Source organism: Sphingopyxis indica, from assembly GCF_032879645.1.
Taxonomy (GTDB): domain Bacteria; phylum Pseudomonadota; class Alphaproteobacteria; order Sphingomonadales; family Sphingomonadaceae; genus Sphingopyxis; species Sphingopyxis indica.
The window spans coordinates 1,677,537-1,695,506 of the sequence record NZ_CP076394.1; the positions used below are offsets into that span (position 1 = coordinate 1,677,537).

General features: G+C 67.5%; 18 protein-coding genes. 7 read left to right on the forward strand and 11 right to left on the reverse strand.

The window, feature by feature from the left end; translation table 11 throughout:
- Nucleotides 1–14 precede the first annotated feature (14 nt).
- Nucleotides 15–1,268, reverse strand: coding sequence for an ATP-binding protein (locus KNJ79_RS07880; RefSeq protein ID WP_317153488.1), 1,254 nt, complete (start codon nt 1,266–1,268; stop codon nt 15–17).
- Nucleotides 1,269–1,399: 131 nt separating this feature from the next.
- On the opposite strand from KNJ79_RS07880, the gene KNJ79_RS07885 reads away from it, so the two are divergent.
- Together KNJ79_RS07885 and KNJ79_RS07890 are read left to right on the forward strand one after the other, a co-directional pair.
- Nucleotides 1,400–1,813 (forward strand): hypothetical protein, encoded by a 414-nt coding sequence (locus KNJ79_RS07885; protein WP_317153489.1) that lies wholly within the window; start codon nt 1,400–1,402, stop codon nt 1,811–1,813.
- A gap of 58 nt (nt 1,814–1,871) precedes the next feature.
- Nucleotides 1,872–2,873: a fumarylacetoacetate hydrolase family protein gene (locus KNJ79_RS07890; protein ID WP_317153490.1), complete on the forward strand. Its 1,002-nt coding sequence runs from the start codon at nt 1,872–1,874 to the stop codon at nt 2,871–2,873.
- 173 nt (nt 2,874–3,046) lie between these two features.
- On the opposite strand, the gene KNJ79_RS07895 is transcribed toward KNJ79_RS07890, so the two are convergent.
- Genes KNJ79_RS07895 through KNJ79_RS07925 form a run of 7 tightly spaced genes read right to left on the reverse strand, consistent with a single transcriptional unit; the run spans nt 3,047 to nt 10,118 of the window.
- Nucleotides 3,047–4,090: a type II secretion system F family protein gene (locus KNJ79_RS07895; protein WP_245836436.1), complete on the reverse strand. Its 1,044-nt coding sequence runs from the start codon at nt 4,088–4,090 to the stop codon at nt 3,047–3,049.
- Nucleotides 4,091–4,103: 13 nt separating this feature from the next.
- The gene (locus KNJ79_RS07900; RefSeq protein ID WP_089214246.1) at nt 4,104–5,072 is read right to left on the reverse strand and encodes a type II secretion system F family protein; all 969 of its coding nucleotides are present in this window, start codon (nt 5,070–5,072) and stop codon (nt 4,104–4,106) included.
- 56 nt (nt 5,073–5,128) lie between these two features.
- Nucleotides 5,129–6,406 (reverse strand): pilus assembly protein CpaE, encoded by a 1,278-nt coding sequence (locus tag KNJ79_RS07905; protein WP_089214247.1) that lies wholly within the window; start codon nt 6,404–6,406, stop codon nt 5,129–5,131.
- A complete protein-coding gene (locus KNJ79_RS07910) occupies nt 6,403–7,023 on the reverse strand; it encodes a CpaD family pilus assembly protein (RefSeq protein WP_317153491.1) in 621 nt (206 codons plus the stop codon). Before KNJ79_RS07910 ends, KNJ79_RS07905 begins: the two co-directional genes overlap by 4 nt.
- 52 nt (nt 7,024–7,075) lie before the next feature.
- The gene (locus tag KNJ79_RS07915; RefSeq protein WP_317153492.1) at nt 7,076–8,554 is read right to left on the reverse strand and encodes a type II and III secretion system protein family protein; all 1,479 of its coding nucleotides are present in this window, start codon (nt 8,552–8,554) and stop codon (nt 7,076–7,078) included.
- Nucleotide 8,555: 1 nt separating this feature from the next.
- A complete protein-coding gene (gene cpaB / locus KNJ79_RS07920; protein ID WP_089214250.1) occupies nt 8,556–9,581 on the reverse strand; it encodes a Flp pilus assembly protein CpaB in 1,026 nt (341 codons plus the stop codon).
- A 48-nt stretch (nt 9,582–9,629) separates the two neighbouring features.
- Nucleotides 9,630–10,118 carry an A24 family peptidase gene (locus KNJ79_RS07925; protein ID WP_317153493.1) on the reverse strand — a complete coding sequence of 163 codons (489 nt, stop codon included), beginning with the start codon at nt 10,116–10,118 and terminating at the stop codon, nt 9,630–9,632.
- 317 nt (nt 10,119–10,435) lie between these two features.
- On the opposite strand from KNJ79_RS07925, the gene KNJ79_RS07930 reads away from it, so the two are divergent.
- Nucleotides 10,436–11,566 carry an NAD(P)/FAD-dependent oxidoreductase gene (locus KNJ79_RS07930; protein WP_317153494.1) on the forward strand — a complete coding sequence of 377 codons (1,131 nt, stop codon included), beginning with the start codon at nt 10,436–10,438 and terminating at the stop codon, nt 11,564–11,566.
- An 88-nt stretch (nt 11,567–11,654) separates the two neighbouring features.
- The gene (locus KNJ79_RS07935) at nt 11,655–11,831 is read left to right on the forward strand and encodes a YegP family protein (protein ID WP_089214252.1); all 177 of its coding nucleotides are present in this window, start codon (nt 11,655–11,657) and stop codon (nt 11,829–11,831) included.
- A 188-nt stretch (nt 11,832–12,019) separates the two neighbouring features.
- On the opposite strand, the gene rnhA is transcribed toward KNJ79_RS07935, so the two are convergent.
- Genes rnhA through ispH form a run of 3 tightly spaced genes read right to left on the reverse strand, consistent with a single transcriptional unit; the run spans nt 12,020 to nt 14,424 of the window.
- Nucleotides 12,020–12,472 (reverse strand): ribonuclease HI, encoded by a 453-nt coding sequence (rnhA, locus tag KNJ79_RS07940; RefSeq protein ID WP_317153495.1) that lies wholly within the window; start codon nt 12,470–12,472, stop codon nt 12,020–12,022.
- Nucleotides 12,469–13,428 carry a homoserine kinase gene (thrB, locus tag KNJ79_RS07945; RefSeq protein WP_317153496.1) on the reverse strand — a complete coding sequence of 320 codons (960 nt, stop codon included), beginning with the start codon at nt 13,426–13,428 and terminating at the stop codon, nt 12,469–12,471. Before thrB ends, rnhA begins: the two co-directional genes overlap by 4 nt.
- A gap of 12 nt (nt 13,429–13,440) precedes the next feature.
- Nucleotides 13,441–14,424, reverse strand: a complete 984-nt coding sequence (ispH, locus tag KNJ79_RS07950; RefSeq protein WP_245836437.1) for a 4-hydroxy-3-methylbut-2-enyl diphosphate reductase — start codon at nt 14,422–14,424, stop codon at nt 13,441–13,443.
- Nucleotides 14,425–14,586: 162 nt separating this feature from the next.
- Between ispH and KNJ79_RS07955 the strand changes: the two genes are divergently transcribed.
- The 3 genes from KNJ79_RS07955 (at nt 14,587) to KNJ79_RS07965 (ending at nt 17,944) form a co-directional block, all read left to right on the forward strand.
- Entirely contained in the window at nt 14,587–15,225 is a 639-nt protein-coding gene (locus KNJ79_RS07955; RefSeq protein WP_317153497.1) for a hypothetical protein, read from the forward strand.
- A 278-nt stretch (nt 15,226–15,503) separates the two neighbouring features.
- Nucleotides 15,504–17,231, forward strand: a complete 1,728-nt coding sequence (argS, locus tag KNJ79_RS07960; RefSeq protein ID WP_317153498.1) for an arginine--tRNA ligase — start codon at nt 15,504–15,506, stop codon at nt 17,229–17,231.
- The gene (locus tag KNJ79_RS07965; RefSeq protein WP_317153499.1) at nt 17,231–17,944 is read left to right on the forward strand and encodes an SPOR domain-containing protein; all 714 of its coding nucleotides are present in this window, start codon (nt 17,231–17,233) and stop codon (nt 17,942–17,944) included. The genes argS and KNJ79_RS07965 overlap by 1 nt, the downstream gene beginning before the upstream one ends.
- Nucleotides 17,945–17,970 lie beyond the last annotated feature (26 nt).

Sequence of the window (17,970 nt, forward strand, 5' to 3'; positions counted from 1 at the left end):
TCGCGCTCCTGACCCTAGCTTCGCTCGATCAACGGGAAGGTCAGCGAGACGCGGGTGCCCTTGCCGAGTTCGCTTTCGATGTCGAGCTGGCCCTGATGGCGTTCGCCGATATGCTTGACGATCGCGAGGCCGAGGCCGGTGCCGCCGACCGAGCGGCTGCGCGCTTCGTCGACGCGGTAGAAGCGTTCGGTGAGGCGCGGGATATGGTCGGGGGCGATGCCGTCGCCCTGATCGGTCACGGCCAAGCGCGCGCGCTTGCCTTCGCGCGCGAGTTCGACCGTCACCGGGGTGCCGGCGTGGCCGTATTTCATCGCGTTCGAGATGATGTTGTGCGCGAGCTGGCCGAGCTGCGCGGCGTCGCCGAGCATCGGCAGCGGCGCATCGCCGAGCTTTGCGACGATGTCCTTCGCGCGCGCGGCCTCGCTGTCGCGGAGCTGCGCGATCGTCGTTTGCACGATCTCGCGCAGATCGACCTCGGCGGTCGGGCGGCGGAAACGGTCGGCCTCGACACGCGAGATCGAGAGCAGGTCGATGACGAGCTGTTGCATCCGCCGTGCCTCGCGGTCGATGATCGACAGGAAGCGGTGACGGATTTCGCCGTTCGCCTCGCCGTTCATGTCCTGCAAGGTTTCGACATAGCCGAGGATCGCGGCGAGCGGGGTGCGCAGTTCGTGGCTGGCATTGGCGACGAAGTCCGACCGCATCCGGTCGGCGGCGTCGAGCGCCGAACGGTCGGAGAGGAAGATGATCCGGTCGCCGCCCGACAGCGCGGCGATGCGCATCGTCCAGCGCTGCCCGGGGCGCGGGAAGTCGACGAGGTTGATCGTGTGGAGCTCGGCGCTGTCCTTCGCCTCGGCGAGCCATTCGGTCGCCGCGGGATGGCGGATCGCGGTGCGGATGTCGGCGCCGACGATATGGCGGCCGAGCAGGCGGATCGCCGCATCGTTGGCGACGGTGACGATATTGTCGACGGTGCCGAGCAGCGGGTCGGTTTCCTGATCGGCCCAGCGCGCGAAATCGGGGTGGCGGAGCAGCGACGGCGGCTGGGCGGCAAGCGGCGACTCGGGCGGCTCGAGGGTCGATTCGGCCGCGACGGCGGGCGTTGCCGCATGGACGATCGCCGCCGCGGCGAGACCCGCGAGCGTCAGGATCGCGATCGTCGCGGCGTCACCGCCCGCCAGCGCCGCAAAGATCGCCGCGACGCCAAGCAGCGTCAGCGCGATGACCAGGCTGGACAGGCGGTCGAACATCGTGCCTGCGCGTCGCACGCGCCGCGCGCCCGCGCAAGCCCGTTCGCGCGGGTTAACCGTTCGCGTGCGAATGTGCCAAAGCGGGATCGGCCGAAGCGGGCCCTCGTCTTTTGCTTGGCCCCCTCGCGCCGATTGGCTATGCGCAGGGCATGGAAAATCGCGATCTTGCGAACGAAGAGGGACGCCCCGCAAGCGAGCCCGTGCCGTCGCGGCGGCGGATGCTCGCGCTCGGCGCGGCTGGTGTGTCGGCGGCGCTGACGATCCGTCCGGCCTTTGCCCAGACCGCGGTGTCGGTGATGAACTGCGAGATTCCGGTTCCCGACCTCGGCGCGGCGGGCCAATATATCGACAAGCGCGGGCGGCTCGTTCCGCCGGGGACCAAGGGCGCTTATCCGGGCGCGCCGCGGCCCTTTACCGGCGAAGAGGTGAAACGCGCGTTCCACGGCCAGTCGCTGCCGGGGACGAGCTACAACCAGTCGCAGGCCTATCTGCAATATATCCGGCGCTTGCAGGCGGGGCAGAGCGGCTTTACCTGCTTCGCATCGATCCAGATGCCGCGCTGACCATCGCTCCTTTGGGCGGTGGGGCATCGGCCGCATCGCAGACAAAGGAATTTCCCCCGTGAAACTCGCCTCGCTCAAAGCCGGCCGCGACGGCCGCCTTGTCGTCGTCTCGGACGATCTTGCCTGGTACGCCGACGCGGGACAGATCGCGCCGACCTTGCAGGCGGCGCTCGACGAGTGGGACATTATCGCGCCGCGGCTGAAGGCGCTGGCCGAAGACCTCAACCACGACGCAATCCCCAAGGAGCGCTTTCACGAGCATGACGCGGCCTCGCCGCTGCCGCGCGCCTATCAATGGGCCGACGGCAGCGCCTATGTGAACCATGTCGCGCTGGTGCGGCAGGCGCGCGGCGCCGAAATGCCCGAAAGCTTCTGGCACGACCCGCTGATGTATCAGGGCGGCAGCGACAGCTTCCTCGCGCCCCGCGACCCGATCCCGCTCGGCGATCCGGCGTGGGGCTGCGACATGGAGGCCGAGGTGGTCGTGGTGACGGGCGACGTGCCCGCGGGGATCGACCCGGTCGCGGCGCGCGACAAGATATTGCTCGTCGGGCTGACCAATGATGTGTCGCTGCGCGGGCTGATCCCCGGCGAGCTGGCGAAGGGGTTCGGCTTTTTCCAGTCGAAACCCGCGAGCGCGATGTCGCCGGTGTTCGTCACCCCCGACGCGCTTGGTGAGCGGTGGCAGGACAGCAAGCTGCACGGGACGCTGTGCGTCGACCTCAATGGCCAGCCGCTCGGCCGCGCCGACGCGGGGGTCGACATGACCTTCGACTTCGGCCAGCTGATCGCGCACGCCGCGAAGACGCGCAATCTGATCGCGGGGACGATCATAGGGTCGGGCACGGTGTCGAACCGCGATGCGGGCGGCGGGCCCGGCAAGCCGATCGCCGAGGGCGGGCTGGGCTACAGCTGCCTTGCCGAAGTGCGCACGGTCGAAACGATCGAGGGGGGCGAGGCGAAGACGCCCTTCATGCAGGCCGGCGACACGGTGCGCATCTGGATGGACGACGATCGCCACCACAGCATCTTCGGTGCGATCGAGCAGCGGGTGGCGTGAAGGGGTAGGTTAAGCCCCTCCTCTTCAGAGGAGGGGTTTGGGGTGGTGTAGCGGCCTGGCGTTCGGCCGAAGCCACCACCCCGCTGCGACTAACGCGCAAGCGCGTAAGTCTCGCTGCCCCTCCTCTGAAGAGGAGGGGTGGATCAACGTCTCGAATTCCCGTTTATGAAATATTAGCCGCCGCCGCCACCCATGGCTCCCTTCAGCGCGTCGCTCAGCGAGCAGGCCGCCGGGCCGAGAATGACGATGAACAGGCACGGCAGGATGAAGAGGATCAGCGGCACTGTCATGATCGCGGGCAAGCGCGCGGCCTTTTCCTCGGCGCGCATCATGCGCTCGTTGCGGAATTCGGCCGACAGGACGCGCAGCGCGCTGGCGAGCGGGGTGCCGTATTTTTCGGTCTGGATCATGGTCGTGACCACGCCCTTCACCGATTCGAGATTGACGCGATAGGCGAGATTCTCGAACGCTTGGCGGCGTTCGGTGAGGAAGCCGAGCTCGATCGACGTCAGCGCAAATTCCTCGCCCAGTTCGGGATAGGCGCGGCCGAGTTCCTTCGCGACGCGCGCAAAGGCGGCATCGACGGTCAGCCCCGCTTCGGCGCAGATGACGAGCAGGTCGAGCGCATCGGGAAGGCCCTTGCGGATCGCGTCGGTGCGTTTCTGGCGCTTGTTCTGAACGAACAGATCGGGCGCCTTGTAGCCGAGGATCAGCGCCGCCATCGTGAACCCCGAACGCTTGAACGGGGTCAGCGTCGGCCACATGTCGATGCCATAGATGAGCAGCGCGGCGAGCCCGCCGAAGACGATCGGCAGGACGAGGCGGCCGAAAATCACCGCGACCGCGAGGTCCTTCGAACGGATGCCGGCCTGTGCGAGCTTTTGCTGCACATCCTTGATCTGGCCTTCCTGGAGCACCTGCAGCTTGCCGAGGAAGGTGCGCATCTTGTCGGCGGTCTCGTTCTTGCGGACGAGCTTCGCGCGGCGCTTCGCGGTCGAGGCGGTGATGCCGGCCTTCAATTGTTCGCGCCGGTCGTTGAGCGCCTTGACGCGCTTCGCCATCGGGTCGCGCACCGTCATCGCGCCATAGACGGCGAGCATGACGGCGAAGACGCCCACCGCGGCGAGCATGGTCGCGGCCCAGACGATGTCGACGCCCATCAGCGTCGGTCCCTGCTGGGCGCCGGAGAAAGCCGCGAAGACGAGATTGCTGTTCATTGGTCGCCCCGCCCTAAATCTCGAACGAAATCATGCGCGACATGATGAAGGCGCCGAGGCTCATCCAGATGAGCCCGCCGCCGCCGGCGATCATCAGCCGCTCTTCGTGGAAGAAGCCCGCGAGATATTCGGGGTTCATCATCCAGACGATCGTGAAGACGAAAAAGGGCAGCGACCCGACGATATAGGCCGACGCCTTGGCTTCGGACGACATCGCCTTGATCTTGAGCTTCATCTGCGCGCGCTTGCGCAGCACGTCGGAGAGGTTGGCGAGCGTTTCCGCGAGGTTGCCGCCCGTTTCGCGCTGGATCGCGATGGTGATGCAGAAGAATTTGATCTCGGGCGTCCCGATCGTCTCGGCGGTCTCGAGCAGCGCCGCCTCCATCGTGTTACCGATGCGGATACGCTCGACGATGCCCTTGAATTCCTCGCCGACCGGCCCCGGCAGCTCCTGGCTGACCACCTGGAAGGTTTCGGTGACGGGCAGGCCCGATTTCAAACCGCGGACGAGCAGGTCGATCGCGTCGGGAAAGCGCGCGTTGAACTTGGTGACGCGCTTCTTGATCAGGCGCCCGACGACGAACCACGGCAGCCCGACCATCGCGGCGAGACCCAGGAGCGACGACAACAGAAAGGGGGTGCGGAGGACGAGAAGCGCGCCGGTGACGACGACGAACACCGCCATAGAGGCGAACATATATTGGGTGATCGTCCAGTCCTTGCCCGTCTGCCGCAGGCGCTTTTCCAGTTCCTCGCGGCGCGGCATCAGGCTGGTCAGTCCGGATTCGGCACGGCCGCCGCCGGACTGGATCGTCTTGCGCATCTGCGCCGCGACCACCGCCTCGGTAGAGGCGGCGTGGCGATCCTTCACCGTCGCGAGCCGGCGCAGCTTCGCCTTGCCGACCGACGGCCCGCCGAGAAGCAGCACGAACGCGACGAAAACCAGGAAGCAGGCTGCGATGATGAGCGTGGGCAGGGTCATGGTCGGATCGTCCGGTTATGCGTCGAACGGCCGCAGCAGGGCGCCGCGGCGCGGTCCTAAGCCTGTTTCGCGGTCTTTTTGGTCACCAGCGTGCCGAGGCCGCCGAGCTTGCCGAGCAGCGACGCGCCCGATTTGGCCTTGCTCGCCTCGGCCGCCTCTTCGGCGTCGTCGGCCCCGTCCAGCACGAGGCGCATCAATTGCGTCCAGACATGGCCGGCCTTGGTGCCCTTGCACACCTCTGCATAGGATTTGCCGAGCTTTGCCGCCTGGCTCACCAGCTTCGGGTCGAAGGGAATGACGATGTCGACCGGGCGTTCGATCGACGATTCGAACTCCTTGCGCGACAATTCGCCGATCGCGTTCTGCACCTTGTTCGCGACCAGCAGGACGCGGGCGCCCGGGACATTTTGCTTGAACCAGGACAGGAGGCGGATCGTGTCGCGCGCCGCGGCGAGCGTGACGTCGGTGACGAGCAGGATCGTTCCGGCTTCCGACACGAGGTGCGGGAAGGGGATGAGCACCTGTCGCGGAATGTCGACGATCGTCATCTCGAACGCGCCGCGCAGCTCTTCCTCGAGCTGGAAGAAGGCCGAGCCGTCGGTCATCACCGGCTGGTGGATCGGTGCTTCGGCCGAGAGCAGGCTGAGCCTGTCCGAGGCGCGCACCATCGCGCGCTCGATGAACAGCCCGTCGATGCGGCTCGGATTGTCGATCGCGTCGATCAGCCCGCGGCCGGGCTCGAGGTCGAGCGTCAGCGCGCCGGTGCCGAAGTGGACGTCAAGGTCGAGCAATGCGGTCTGGCGGCCGGCCTGGTCGCTGATCGCCCAGGCGAGCGAGGTCGCGACCATCGAGGCGCCGACGCCGCCGCGCACCCCGACGACCGCCATCATATGGTGCGGCTTGTCGTCGTGGCCGTCGGCGTGTTTCGGCGCCGACAGCATGGCTTGCGCCATGGTCAGCGATTCGCGCACCTGATCGAGCGACAGCGGTTTCAGGAGATAGTCCTGAATGCCGCTCGACAAGAGATCGCGATAGAGGCGGACGTCGTTGACCTGGCCCGCCGCGATGACGACCGTGCCCGGTTCGCATACTTCGGCGAGGGCGTTGATGTCGTTGATCGGATCGCCCGATTCGGACATGTCGACGAACAGGATGTTCGGGCTCGCCGAGACCGAGAGCGACTGGACCGCATTGCGCAGCCCGCCCTTGTGGCATTTTTCGACCGGCCAGCCCATGTCGCCGGCGGCGACGCGGATCAGCTCCAGCGTATCCTCGTCGCAGACGAAGGCGTTGAAGGGTTCACGCAGCCCGGCTGCTTTGAAAGGAGCGTTCACTTGCCGCCTCCACTGCTGGTTTCTTGACTCTTCAGCTCGCCGGCACCCGTCGGCGGCTTTTCGCGATAGGTCTTGATCGCGCGGATCGCGGTGCTCGGGTCCTGGCGATCGGCGCTCGCCCCCTTGATCAGGTCATTGGGGTCGGCGATCATCGCGGCGAGATTGCTGTTCGACGCGCAGCCATAGTTCGACGAGGTCGCATTGTTGAAATTGATCGAATATTTGCTCGACCAGTCGGGGCAGCCGGGGACATAGGCCGAGCTTCGCGTGACCACGACGCGCAGGCTGCCCGCGGGGACGTCGCCGGTAGTGACCGGAACGCCTTCGCTGACGAGCAGGCCGCGGCGCTCGACCATCGAGCGGATCGTCGCCTGTGCCGCGCTGTTGCCATAGGTCGAAGGATCGTCGATCGCGATGCGGTCGCCATAGGCGACGTTCATCGCGTCGAGCCAGCCCTGGAGGCGGCCCTGCTCGCTCGGCGGCAGCTCGCCGTTCGCGGTGGCGACATCGAACTGGTAGATGGCGTTGCGCACGACCGGCTGGTGGACCGATTCGAGGCTGCGGTTGCTGCTCGCGGTGCCGGTGCTGCACCCCGCGAGGGCGGTTGTCAGAGCCACGGCTGTCCAAGTTGCGATATATTTCATCACTTTGCTCCCGAAAAGCCGTGCATCACTGGAGGTTGAAGCCGGGCGAGACCTCGTCGCCGCCGCGCAGGCGGTCGGCGTCGCCGGGCGTCGTTTCGAGCCGCGGCTTCGGTCGTTCGCCGCCGGTGACGCCATCGGCCGACTGGCCGAGGAACAGGCGCGCGGCGTCGTTCGGCGCCAGGAAGGCGTCGGTCGGCAGCTTGATCTGGTCGGCCGAGACCGGCTTGACGAGATAGGGCGTCACGACGATCACCAGTTCGGTTTCGCCGCGGCGGAAGCTGTCCGACTTGAACAGCGTGCCGAGGATCGGAATGTCGCCCGCGCCCGGCATCTTGTCGATCGCGCCGACCGATCGGTTGTTCATCAGCCCGGCGATCATGAAGCTTTCGCCCGAGCCGAGCTCGACGGTGGTTTCGGCGCGCCGCACGGTCAGCGCGGGCACCTGGAAACCGTCGATCTGGATCGCGCCGTCGGTGGTCAGCTCCGATACCTCGGGTCGCACGCGCAGGCTGATGCGGCCGTTCGACAGCACCGTCGGCGTGTAGGCTAGGCTGACGCCATATTTGCGATATTCGATCGTCGTCCCGGCGAAATTGCCGGGGATCGGAACCGGATATTCGCCGCCCGCGAGGAAGTCGGCGGTTTCGCCCGAGAGCGCGGTCAGATTCGGCTGCGCGAGGGTGAGCACCATGCCCGAGCGTTCGCCGAGGTCGAGCGAGGCCATGATGTCCATGCCGAACAGATGGCCGGCCGCGCCGATGCTGTTCGTTCCGTCGGGCTGTGCGAATTCATAGGTCGTCGATCCGTCGGGGCCATAGGTGATCTTGCCCGCGGGACGGCCGCGGAAGACGCTGCCGAGGAAGCCGTTGCCCATCGGACCGTCGCGGTCGCTGGTGAGGATGTTGCCGCTGATCTCCTTGAGCAGCGAACGGTTCACCTCGGCGATGCGGACCTGCAGATTGACCTGCAGCGGCGTTGCCGTGCGCAGGCGCGACATGACCTTGGTCGTGTCGCCGACGAAGGCCTGCACCAGCCGTTCGGCCTCGGCGGCGTCGTCGGGCGACTGGACCGTGCCGGTGAGCAGCACGAAGCCGTTCATCGTGTTCGCCGCGATCTTCGCCTCGGGCATCGCGAGCGAAAGCATCTGGTCGATGGTCTCGATGTTGTTGCCGACGTGCGCGACGGTCGAATAGACGACGCGGCCGCTGGCGTCGGTCGCATAGATGCTGGTTTCGCCCGGCGCCTTGCCGAAGATATAGAGCTGGCGGCTCGAGCGCACCTGGACGTCGGCGACCTTGTCGTCGGCGACGAACAGGTCGGTCATCGCGGCGGGCAGGCTGACGAGGCGGCCGCGGCCGACCGACAGGTCGATGCTGCTGCTCGCATTCTGGGTCGCCTGCGCCGATACCGGTTGCGACGGCGCGGCGGAGAGCGTGGCTGCAACGAGGCCGATGGCCAGGGTGCGCGCGATCGCCGCGGCCTTGAGTGTGGCTTTGCTGTTCATCTTATTTACCCCCAACCGGAACCACGGTGGTCGCGCCGCCGCGGTTCACGCGCACGACCGGCCCCTGCGGAACCCCCACATAGCTGGCCCCCGATGCGCCGGACGCCGCCGCATAATTGGTCGGCTGGCGCGGCGCGGAGACGCGGCCGCTCACCGGAACCCAGAAGCGCGAGACGTCGCCGCCCGTCGTTGCCGACGCGCGGCTCGCGGTCGGGCGCGCAGCGGCGGCGGCGAGCATCTTCTTTTCGTCGGCGCCGTTCGCGGGCACGTCGACGTCGCCCGATGCGATCGCTTCCTCGAGCTCGCCCGCGCTTTCGGCGAGCGGACGCAGTGCGAGCGACAGCGTGCCCATGCTCTGCGCGACCGCGATCTTTTCCGCGATGTCGGGGGTTGCCTCGAGCGTCACCGAACCGAAGGTGCGCACCGGCGTCTTGCCGGTTTCGTCCTCGGCATCGTAGCGCTGGTCGGTCGCGAGCACGCGCACGTTGCGGACGATCGTTTCGGCGGTGAACAGTTCGGAATCGGGATAGGAGCTGCCTTCCTCGACCTTCAGCTTCTGCGACAGCAGCACGTCGACGCGGTCGCCCGGAAAGACGAAGCCGGCGACGCCTTCTTCCTTCGACACCTTGACGGTCACGGCGCGCATACCCGGGCCGAGCGCCGCGGCGAGGAAGCCCCGGTCGTCGGGATGGACGAGCGCACCCTGCGTCAGCGGCTGGCCCGCGGTGATCGGATAGCGCACCACCGTGCCGACGAGGCTGTTCGCATCGGTCTTTTCCTTCAGGAAATAGGCCTGCTCGACCAGCTCCTTCGGCCAGGGCTGAAAGCGGAAGCTGTCCGGGCCGATGATCGTGCCGACCGGCAGCTGCCGGGTCGCGACGAGGATCATGGGACCGGTGATCTCCGGTGCTGCGGCAGCGCGCGCCTGCGGAGCCGAGGCGCCGCGCATCATCTGGTTGACCCCGAACGCCGCACCGATCGCAATGACCAGCGCGCCGACGATCAGCATAATCTTTCGCGTATCCATGACGATTCTTCGCCCTCCTGCACCCACCAGAGACGGCAGTGCTTACCCTCAGGTCGATCCGATAAACTGAAACTGGTTAAGATAGTGTTGGTGAAGCGCCCAAAGTCCGGCGGCCGCAATCGCGACTCCGTAAGGAACCTCGACCGGCGTTTCGCGCGGGCGGATTTTCATGTGAATCAACATGATCGCCGACAATATGCCGCCGGCGACCGCCATCACGGTCAAGGTCGGCATCAACAGCGGCAGCGGGATCCACAGCATCACCGCGCCGATCATCTTGACATCGCCGCCGCCCATCGCGCCGAGCGCGAACAGGGCGACGAAGACCAGAAACACTGCGAGCGCCGCCCCGAGCTGAAGCGGGATATCGGGCCACGCCGCGAGGCCGGTCGCAATCCAGAAGGGGATTGCGAGCAGCGCGATCGCAGCATTCAGCCGGTTCGAAATCGTCCGCGTCCGCACGTCGCTGATCGCGGCGGCGATCATCAGGGCGGCAAGCAGGGCCATCAGGCCGAGGGCGAACGGGCTGGTCTCCATAGGATTTGCTGTAGGGTGGATGGCTTACCAAAGCGTAACCATGTTGGGCGGCGGCGCGTCGGCTTTGGGGTGGGGAGCGGACATAGACCAACCCCTCCTCTTCAGAGAAGGGGCAGCGAGACTTGGGCGCTCTGCGCCCTAGTCGCAGCGGGGTGGTGCATGGCGTCTTGCGCGCTATCGCGCGCCACCACCCCAACCCCTCCTCTGAAGAGGAGGGGCTTAAGAATGTCCGCTACCGCCCGAACTCGGCGGTCGTTCGCGCGAGCACCATCGCCACCCCGCTTGCATTCGCGCCGTCAGGCGATATGCGCCGCGGCATGACCGGCAACCTTCCCTCGACCACCGATGTGCTGATCGTCGGCGCGGGGATCGCGGGGGCGAGCCTTGCGGCGGCGCTCGCGTCCTATCGTTCGGTGCTGATGATCGAGGCCGAGGAGCAGCCGGGCTATCACGCGACCGGGCGCTCGGCGGCTTTCTGGCACGAAAGCTATGGCGGCGCGGGGGTGCAGCCGCTGTCGAGCGCATCCTTTGCGGCGCTCGCCGACCCTGCGGCGGAATTTTCCGAGCGCCCCTTTCTGTCGCCGCGCACCGCGCTGACGATCGGGCGCGCGGCGGATGCCGGGGCGGTCGATGCGTTCGTGGCCGAATTCGCCGCGAAGGGCGTCGAGGTCGCGCGGCTGTCGGGTGCGGCGGTCGCGGACAAGGTGCCCGGACTGCGCCCCGAATGGAGCGAGGCGGCCTATGAACCCGCGTGCAGCGACATCGACGTCGCCGCGCTGCACGCCGCCTATCTGCGCGCGGCGAAGCGCGCTGGGGCGGCGCTCGCGGTGCAGGCGCCGCTGCGCGCCGCGCGCCGCGAGGGGGAGCGCTGGCGGGTCGAGACGGGGCAGGGGACGGTCGAAGCCACGACGATCGTCAACGCCGCCGGGGCGTGGGCCGATCGGGTCGCCGCCGCCTGCGGCATCGCGCCGGTCGGCATTCAGCCTTATCGGCGCACGATGCTGCAGGTGCGGCTGGACGCGCCGGTTCCTGCGGCGCTGCCGCTGGTGCTCGACGTCGGCGGCGGCTTTTATTTCAAGGGCGAGAGCGCGGGCCGCATCTGGCTGACCCCGCATGACGAAACGCCGATGGCGCCGGGCGATGTCGCACCCGACGAGATCGACGTCGCGGTGGCGATCGACCGGCTGCAATCGGCCGTCGACTGGCCGGTTGCGGCGATCGAGCGCAAATGGGCGGGGCTGCGCAGCTTCGCGCCCGACCGGCGCCCGGTGTTCGGCGCCGACCGCCACGAGCCGGCGTTCGTCTGGTGCGCGGGGCAGGGGGGCTTCGGCATCCAGACCTCGCCAGCGATTTCGGCGCTGCTCGCCGCAGAGCTCGGCGCGCCCGCGCCCGGCGGCGCGATCGGCGCGGTCGATCCCATGCCCTATTCGCCGCAGCGCTTCGCCTGATCGGCGAACGGGTTGCGCTATGCGCGCGCCGGCTTAACATGGACCAAGCGCCTGCTTCCCGGGCGCCCGATCTTAGCGGAGGATTGCAATGGCGCATTATTTCGAGATCAAGAAGAACAAGGCGGGCGAGTTCGTCGCCTATTTCAAATATAACAGCGAAACCATCTTCTGGACCGAAGGCTATACGAGCAAGGCCTCGGCGAAAAATGCGATCGAATCGATCAAAACCAACGGGCCGGGTGCCGATACGCGCGAAGCCGAATGATCTAGCGCGACCGGAAACGGGCGATAGGCGACGATCAGCATTTCATAACCTTGTCATTCCCGCGAAAGCGGGAATCCAGAGCGTGCGTCGGCTGACCCCGCACTGGATTCCCGCTTTCGCGGGAATGACAAACAGAGAGTGACGGCCGCTCCCCACCCCATATCGGCCCTTCCGCGTGCCTTTGCGTCCTATCGCCCCCGCGCCGCCGCCAGCGCGGCGTCGCTCGCGAGCTGGTCGGCGAGTTCGTTGTCGCCGTGGCCTGCGTGGCCCTTGACCCACAGCCATTCGATCTGGTGGCGCCCCGCCTCGGCGATCAGGCGCTGCCAGAGGTCGGCGTTGGCGACGGGCTTTTTCGCGGCGGTCTTCCAGCCGTTGCGCTGCCAGCCGTGGACCCATTTGGTGATGCCGTCGCGGACATAGACGCTGTCGGTCGACAGCTCGACGCGGCACGGGCGTTTGAGCGCCGCGAGCGCCTCGATCGCGCCCGTCAGCTCCATGCGGTTGTTCGTCGTCTCGGCCTCGCCGCCCGACAGCGTCTTCACCGCGTCGCCCCAGCGCAGCACCGCGCCCCAGCCGCCGGGGCCGGGGTTACCCTTGCACGCGCCGTCGGTCGCGACGATCACCGTCCGCCCTTCGCTCATACGGCGAACAGAGCCGCGGCATCGTCCGCGCGGTAGCGGCGCAGCCGTTCGAGGAAGGGCGAGGGGTCCTTGCGCGTGACGAGCGCGCCCGCCGGCGTGTGGATCCAGTCGTGCGCGCGGGTGAGGAGAAAGCGCAGCGAGGCGCCGCGCGCGAGCAGCGGCAGCGCGGCGATTTCGGCGTCCGAGAGCGCGACTTCGCCGAGATAGCCGCGCATCAGCGCCGACGCGCGACCCTGATCGCAGCGCTTGCCGTCGTCCGAAAAGCACCAGGAGGCGTGGGTGATCGCGACGTCATAGGCGCGAAAGTCGGTTGCGGCGAAATAGAAGTCGATGAGGCCGGTCACCGTCTCGCCGAGCATCAGCACATTGTCGGGGAACAGGTCGGCGTGGATGACATGGCGCGGCAGGCCGGCGGGCCAATGCGCGTCGAGCCAGTCGAGTTCGGTATCGACCTCGGCCTGGAGACCGGGAAGCACGCTGTCGAGGTCGCCGGCGCCGGCGGCGATCGCGCGCCAGTGATGCTGCCCCATGCTGTTGTCGCGCGCGCCCGAATAGCCGGCGAGCGCGCGGTGCATCGCGCCCAGCGCACCTCCCGCCGCGGCGCACTGGCCGGGGGTCGGATGGGTCAGCGAAATGCCGGGGAGAAACTGGATGACGCACGCCGAGCGGCCGGCGATGCGCTGGATCGCGGCGCCTTCGCGGTCGTGGATCATCGCCGGCACCGCGCAGCCCGCGCGCGCGAGATGGTCGAGCAGATCGACGAAGAAGGGCAGGTCGTCCGCCTTCACCCGCTTTTCATAGAGGGTGAGGATGAAACGCCCGCCCGTGGTTTCGAGCAGGAAATTGCTGTTCTCCACCCCTTCCGCGATGCCCTTGCACGACACAACCGTGCCGATGTCGTAGCGCGCGACGAGCGCGGCGAGTTCGTCGGGATCGACGTGGGTGTAAACGGCCATTTCGCGCGGGTCCTATGCGGCCGGTTCGAGGCCGCGCGGCAGCTTGAACACCATATTTTCCTGAGCGGTCACGACGACCTCCTCGGCGATCGGGCGGTGGGCGGCGATCGCGTCGATCACTTCGCGCACCAGCGTCTCGGGCGCGCTCGCCCCGGCGGTGACGCCGAGCGCCGCGATGCCGGACAGCCATTCGGCGCGGATGTCGGCGCCGCGCTGCACCAGATGCGCGGGGGTGCCGAGCCGTTCGGCGACCTCGACAAGGCGCAGGCTGTTCGAACTGTTCGGCGCGCCGATCACGACGACGAGGTCGCACTGGCCGGCGATCGCCTTCACCGCCTGTTGCCGGTTCGATGTCGCGTAGCAGATATCCTCGCCGCGCGGTCCCTGGATTGCGGGGAAGCGATGCTGCAGCGCCGTCACGATGTCGCGCGTGTCGTCGACCGACAATGTCGTTTGGGTGAGGAACGACAGATTGTCGGGGTCGGCGGGCGCGAGCGCGGCGACATCGTCGACCGATTCGACGAGCGTCATCGCGCCATCGGGTAGCTGGCCGAGCGTGCCGACGACCTCGGGATGACCGGCATGGCCGATGAAGACGATATGGCGCCCGGCATTGTTCGCGCGTTCGGCCTGGCGATGCACCTTCGAGACGAGCGGACAGGTCGCGTCGATATAGTCGAGCCCGCGCGCCTCGGCCTTTGCCGGGACCGCCTTGGGGACGCCGTGGGCGCTGAACACCACGGGGACGCCGTCGGGCACTTGGTCGAGCGATTCGACGAAAATCGCGCCCTTCGCCTTCAGATCGTCGACGACATAGCGGTTGTGGACGATTTCGTGGCGGACATAAACCGGCGCGCCGAAGCGATCGAGCGCCAGCTCGACGATGCGGATCGCGCGATCGACGCCGGCGCAGAAACCGCGCGGCGCGGCGATCAGGACGCGCAGCTCGGTCGAAGCCGTGCCGGGAGCCGGTGCCATCTTTTGCGGAGCGTTCATGATGCGGTGCCCTAGCGCAAGCGGCCGTATTCGGTAAAGCTCCCCGTTGCGCCCCGTTCATCGCACCGATAAGAAGCGGCGCGCATGAGGTGGGACATCCCGCCAAAGCAAAAGGAAAGTCCGATCATCATGAAGCCTGTTTCGCCATCGCCCCGTAAGACAATGACCCTGCTCTGCGGAGCGGCGGTGCTGGCGACGGCTTCGGCGTGCAGCCGCGACAATGAACTCGATATTTCGGCGGGCGTCGGGGTCACCCAGACGCGCAACAAATGTCCGGCGGTCGCGGTGCCGCTGCACACCGGCGACATCACCCTGTTCGACCCGGCGACCAGCCGCGATGCGAGCGCGATCGACGTCGTCGCGACGATCACCAACCTGACCCCGCAGTGCAACGATACCGGAGAGAAAATATACCAGCTCGCCAGTTTCGACGTGGTCGCGATGCGGCGCGAGGCCGGACCGGCGCGCACGGTGACGCTGCCCTATTTCGCGACCGTCGTGCAGGGCGGCACCGCGGTGGTGGCGAAGCGGCTGGGGCAGGTGAGCGTGACTTTCCCCGAAGGCCAGATTCGTGGCACCGGCCACGGCGAGGCGTCGGCCTATGTCGATGCCGCGGCGGCGACGCTGCCCGCCGACATCCAGGAACAGATCATGCGCAAGCGCAAGCCGGGGGACGCCGACGCCGCGGTCGACCCGCTGAGCCTGCCCGAAGTCAAGGCCGCGGTGCAGCGCGCGAGTTTCGAACTGCTCGTGGGCTTTCAGCTGACGCAGGACCAGCTCGAATATAACGTGCGACGATAGACGCGGGGGCGACGCCGCCCTCGCATCCCGTTCGACCCTGCGGCGTCGTGGACGCACGGTTTGCGTCGCCAGCCAGAGCGATTTGCCGGGAATCCGAACTAGCCCGCTTCCCCGAGCGAAGACGAGGGGCCATGCCGAGCGAAGTCGAGGCAGCGACGGTGCGGGTTCTCGCTTCGCTCGAACGAGCCCCTCGTCTTCGCTCGGGGAAGCGGTTTATGTTTCCGGCTCGATGTCTTAAGGCGCGCCCCGACCCGTTGATCCAAGATAGGACCGATCCCGTGACCCTGTTCAGCCGCTTTTCCGATCATATCGACGCCGCGCTCGACGCGCTGGTCGCGCGAGGCGCCCTGCCCGCGGGGCTCGATCGCGGCGCGATCAGCGTCGAACCGCCGCGCGACCCGGCGCACGGCGACATCGCGACCAACGCCGCGATGGTGCTCGCCAAGCCCGCGGGGACGAATCCGCGCGCGCTCGCCGAACTGCTCGTCGCCGAACTGGGCGCGCTTGCCGAGGTGACCGAAGCGTCGGTGGCGGGGCCGGGCTTCATCAACATGCGGCTCGCCGACCAGAGCTGGCGCGACGAGCTGGGACTGATCCACGCCGCCGGGTCCGACTACGGACGCTCGACCATGGGGCAGGGTCGCCGTGTAAACGTCGAATATGTCTCGGCAAATCCGACCGGCCCGATGCACGTCGGCCATTGCCGCGGTGCGGTGGTCGGCGACGCGCTCGCCGCGCTGCTCGAATATGCGGGGCACCGCGTCACGCGCGAATATTATGTCAACGATGCCGGCGCGCAGGTCGATGTGCTCGCGCGCTCGGCGCATCTGCGCTATCGCGAGGCGCTTGGCGAGGATATCGGCGCGATCCCCGAGGGGCTGTATCCCGGCGACTATCTGAAGCCCGTCGGCGAGGCGCTCGCCGCCGAATATGGCGACAAATATGTCGGCGCGCCCGAAAGCGAATGGCTCGTCCCCTTCCGCACGGTCGCGGTCGCGGCGATGATGGACATGATCCGCGCCGACCTCGGCAAGCTCGGCATCCAGCATGCGGTGTTCGCTTCCGAGGCCGAATTGCAGGCGGAGGGCAAGCCCGAGGCGGCGGAAAAATGGCTGCGCGCGCACGACCTCGTCTATGACGGGATGCTCGAGGCGCCGAAGGGCGAGACGCCCGAGGATTGGGAGCCGGTCGAGCTGCCGCTCTTCCGCTCGACGCGGTTCGGCGACGACCAGGACCGACCGATCAGGAAATCGGACGGCAGCTGGACCTATTTCGGCGCCGACCTCGCCTATCATTTCCAGAAGAGCCAGGATGCCGACGAGCTGATCGACATCTGGGGCGCCGACCATGCGGGCACCGTCAAGCGGATCAAGGCCGCCGTCGCGGCGCTGACCGGCGGAAAGACCCGTTTCGACGTCAAGCTGGTGCAGATGGTGCGGCTGCTCAAAAATGGCGAGCCGTTCAAGATGTCGAAGCGCGCGGGCAATTTCGTCACGCTCGCCGACATCGTCGACGAGGTCGGCAAGGATGCTGTGCGCTTCACCATGCTGACGCGCAAGGCCGACGCGCAGATGGATTTCGACTTTGCGAAAGTGGTCGAGGCGTCGCGCGACAATCCGGTTTTCTATGTCCAATATGCCCATGCGCGGATCGCGTCGCTGAAGCGCAAGCTCGCCGAAGCGGGAATGTTCGAGGCGACGCCGGCGCTCGCGCGGCTCGACGCCTATGAGCTGGGACTCGTCAAGCTGCTCGCGCAATTCCCGCGCGTCGTCGAGGCGGCCGCGTCGGCACGCGAGCCGCACCGCATCGCTTTCTATCTCGGCGAGGTCGCCGCGGCCTTCCACGCCTGGTGGAATCTCGGCAACGATCGCCCCGAGGCGCGGGTCATCGTCGCGAATGACGCCGAACTGACTGCAACGCGGCTTTATCTGGCCGACGGAATCGGGCAGATTATCCGCAACGGGCTGCACCTGATGGGGGTCGAGGCGCTCGAGGAGATGCTGTGATGAGCGAGGGGACGCGCGCCGATGAAAACGGCGGTCTGGGGTTCGGGGATGAGGATCGCCTGCCCTGGCTCGAGGCCGCCGACGATTATGACGACGATGGCGAAGTGTCGCCGACGCGGCTGCTCGTGCTCGTGCTCGGCGGCTTGCTGCTGATCGGCGCGGTGCTCGGCGGGCTCTGGTGGCTCCAGAACGGCGGCGCGCGCGGCCGCGGCGAGCTGATCGCCGCCGATGCCGGCGATTACAAGTTCCGGCCCAAGGACGACGCCGCCAAGGTCTTCGAAGGCGAGGGCGATGCGAGCTTCGCGGCGAGCGAAGGCGTCGTCGCGGGCGGCGAGGTCGATCCCGGCCGGATGCCCGAGGAACCGGCGGTGACGCCCGCCGAACGCGCGGCGGCCAAGGCCGAGGCGCCCAAGGCTGTGACCCCAAAGCCGGCGCCGGCGGATAAGCCCGAGGTCGCGCCCGCGGCGAACGACGGCGGCAGCAACGTGATCCAGCTCGGCGCGTTCAGCAGCGAAAGCGCGGCGAACAGCGCATGGGCGAGCCTGTCGAAGCGCTTTGCCTATCTGTCCGAACTCAACCGTTCGGTGGCGCCGACCGAGGTCGGCGGCAACAAGCTCTACCGGTTGCGCGTGTTCGCGGGATCGCCGGCCAACGCTCAGGCCTTGTGCGGAAAATTGCGCGTCGCCGGCGAAAATTGCGTCATCGTCCGCTGATTCGCGTCTGTTCGCCGCAGTTGCAT

Excerpts from the sequence above, each read along its gene's own strand:
- KNJ79_RS07930 (WP_317153494.1), top strand. The coding sequence starts at position 10,436 with ATGACCGGCAACCTTCCCTCGACCACCGATGTGCTGATCGTCGGCGCG.
- KNJ79_RS07915 (WP_317153492.1), bottom strand. The coding sequence starts at position 8,554 with ATGAACAGCAAAGCCACACTCAAGGCCGCGGCGATCGCGCGCACCCTG.
- KNJ79_RS07925 (WP_317153493.1), bottom strand. The coding sequence starts at position 10,118 with ATGGAGACCAGCCCGTTCGCCCTCGGCCTGATGGCCCTGCTTGCCGCC.
- cpaB (WP_089214250.1), bottom strand. The coding sequence starts at position 9,581 with ATGGATACGCGAAAGATTATGCTGATCGTCGGCGCGCTGGTCATTGCG.
- KNJ79_RS07885 (WP_317153489.1), top strand. The coding sequence starts at position 1,400 with ATGGAAAATCGCGATCTTGCGAACGAAGAGGGACGCCCCGCAAGCGAG.
- KNJ79_RS07965 (WP_317153499.1), top strand. The coding sequence starts at position 17,231 with ATGAGCGAGGGGACGCGCGCCGATGAAAACGGCGGTCTGGGGTTCGGG.
- KNJ79_RS07935 (WP_089214252.1), top strand. The coding sequence starts at position 11,655 with ATGGCGCATTATTTCGAGATCAAGAAGAACAAGGCGGGCGAGTTCGTC.
- KNJ79_RS07955 (WP_317153497.1), top strand. The coding sequence starts at position 14,587 with ATGACCCTGCTCTGCGGAGCGGCGGTGCTGGCGACGGCTTCGGCGTGC.
- rnhA (WP_317153495.1), bottom strand. The coding sequence starts at position 12,472 with ATGAGCGAAGGGCGGACGGTGATCGTCGCGACCGACGGCGCGTGCAAG.
- ispH (WP_245836437.1), bottom strand. The coding sequence starts at position 14,424 with ATGAACGCTCCGCAAAAGATGGCACCGGCTCCCGGCACGGCTTCGACC.
- KNJ79_RS07900 (WP_089214246.1), bottom strand. The coding sequence starts at position 5,072 with ATGACCCTGCCCACGCTCATCATCGCAGCCTGCTTCCTGGTTTTCGTC.
- KNJ79_RS07895 (WP_245836436.1), bottom strand. The coding sequence starts at position 4,090 with ATGAACAGCAATCTCGTCTTCGCGGCTTTCTCCGGCGCCCAGCAGGGA.
- thrB (WP_317153496.1), bottom strand. The coding sequence starts at position 13,428 with ATGGCCGTTTACACCCACGTCGATCCCGACGAACTCGCCGCGCTCGTC.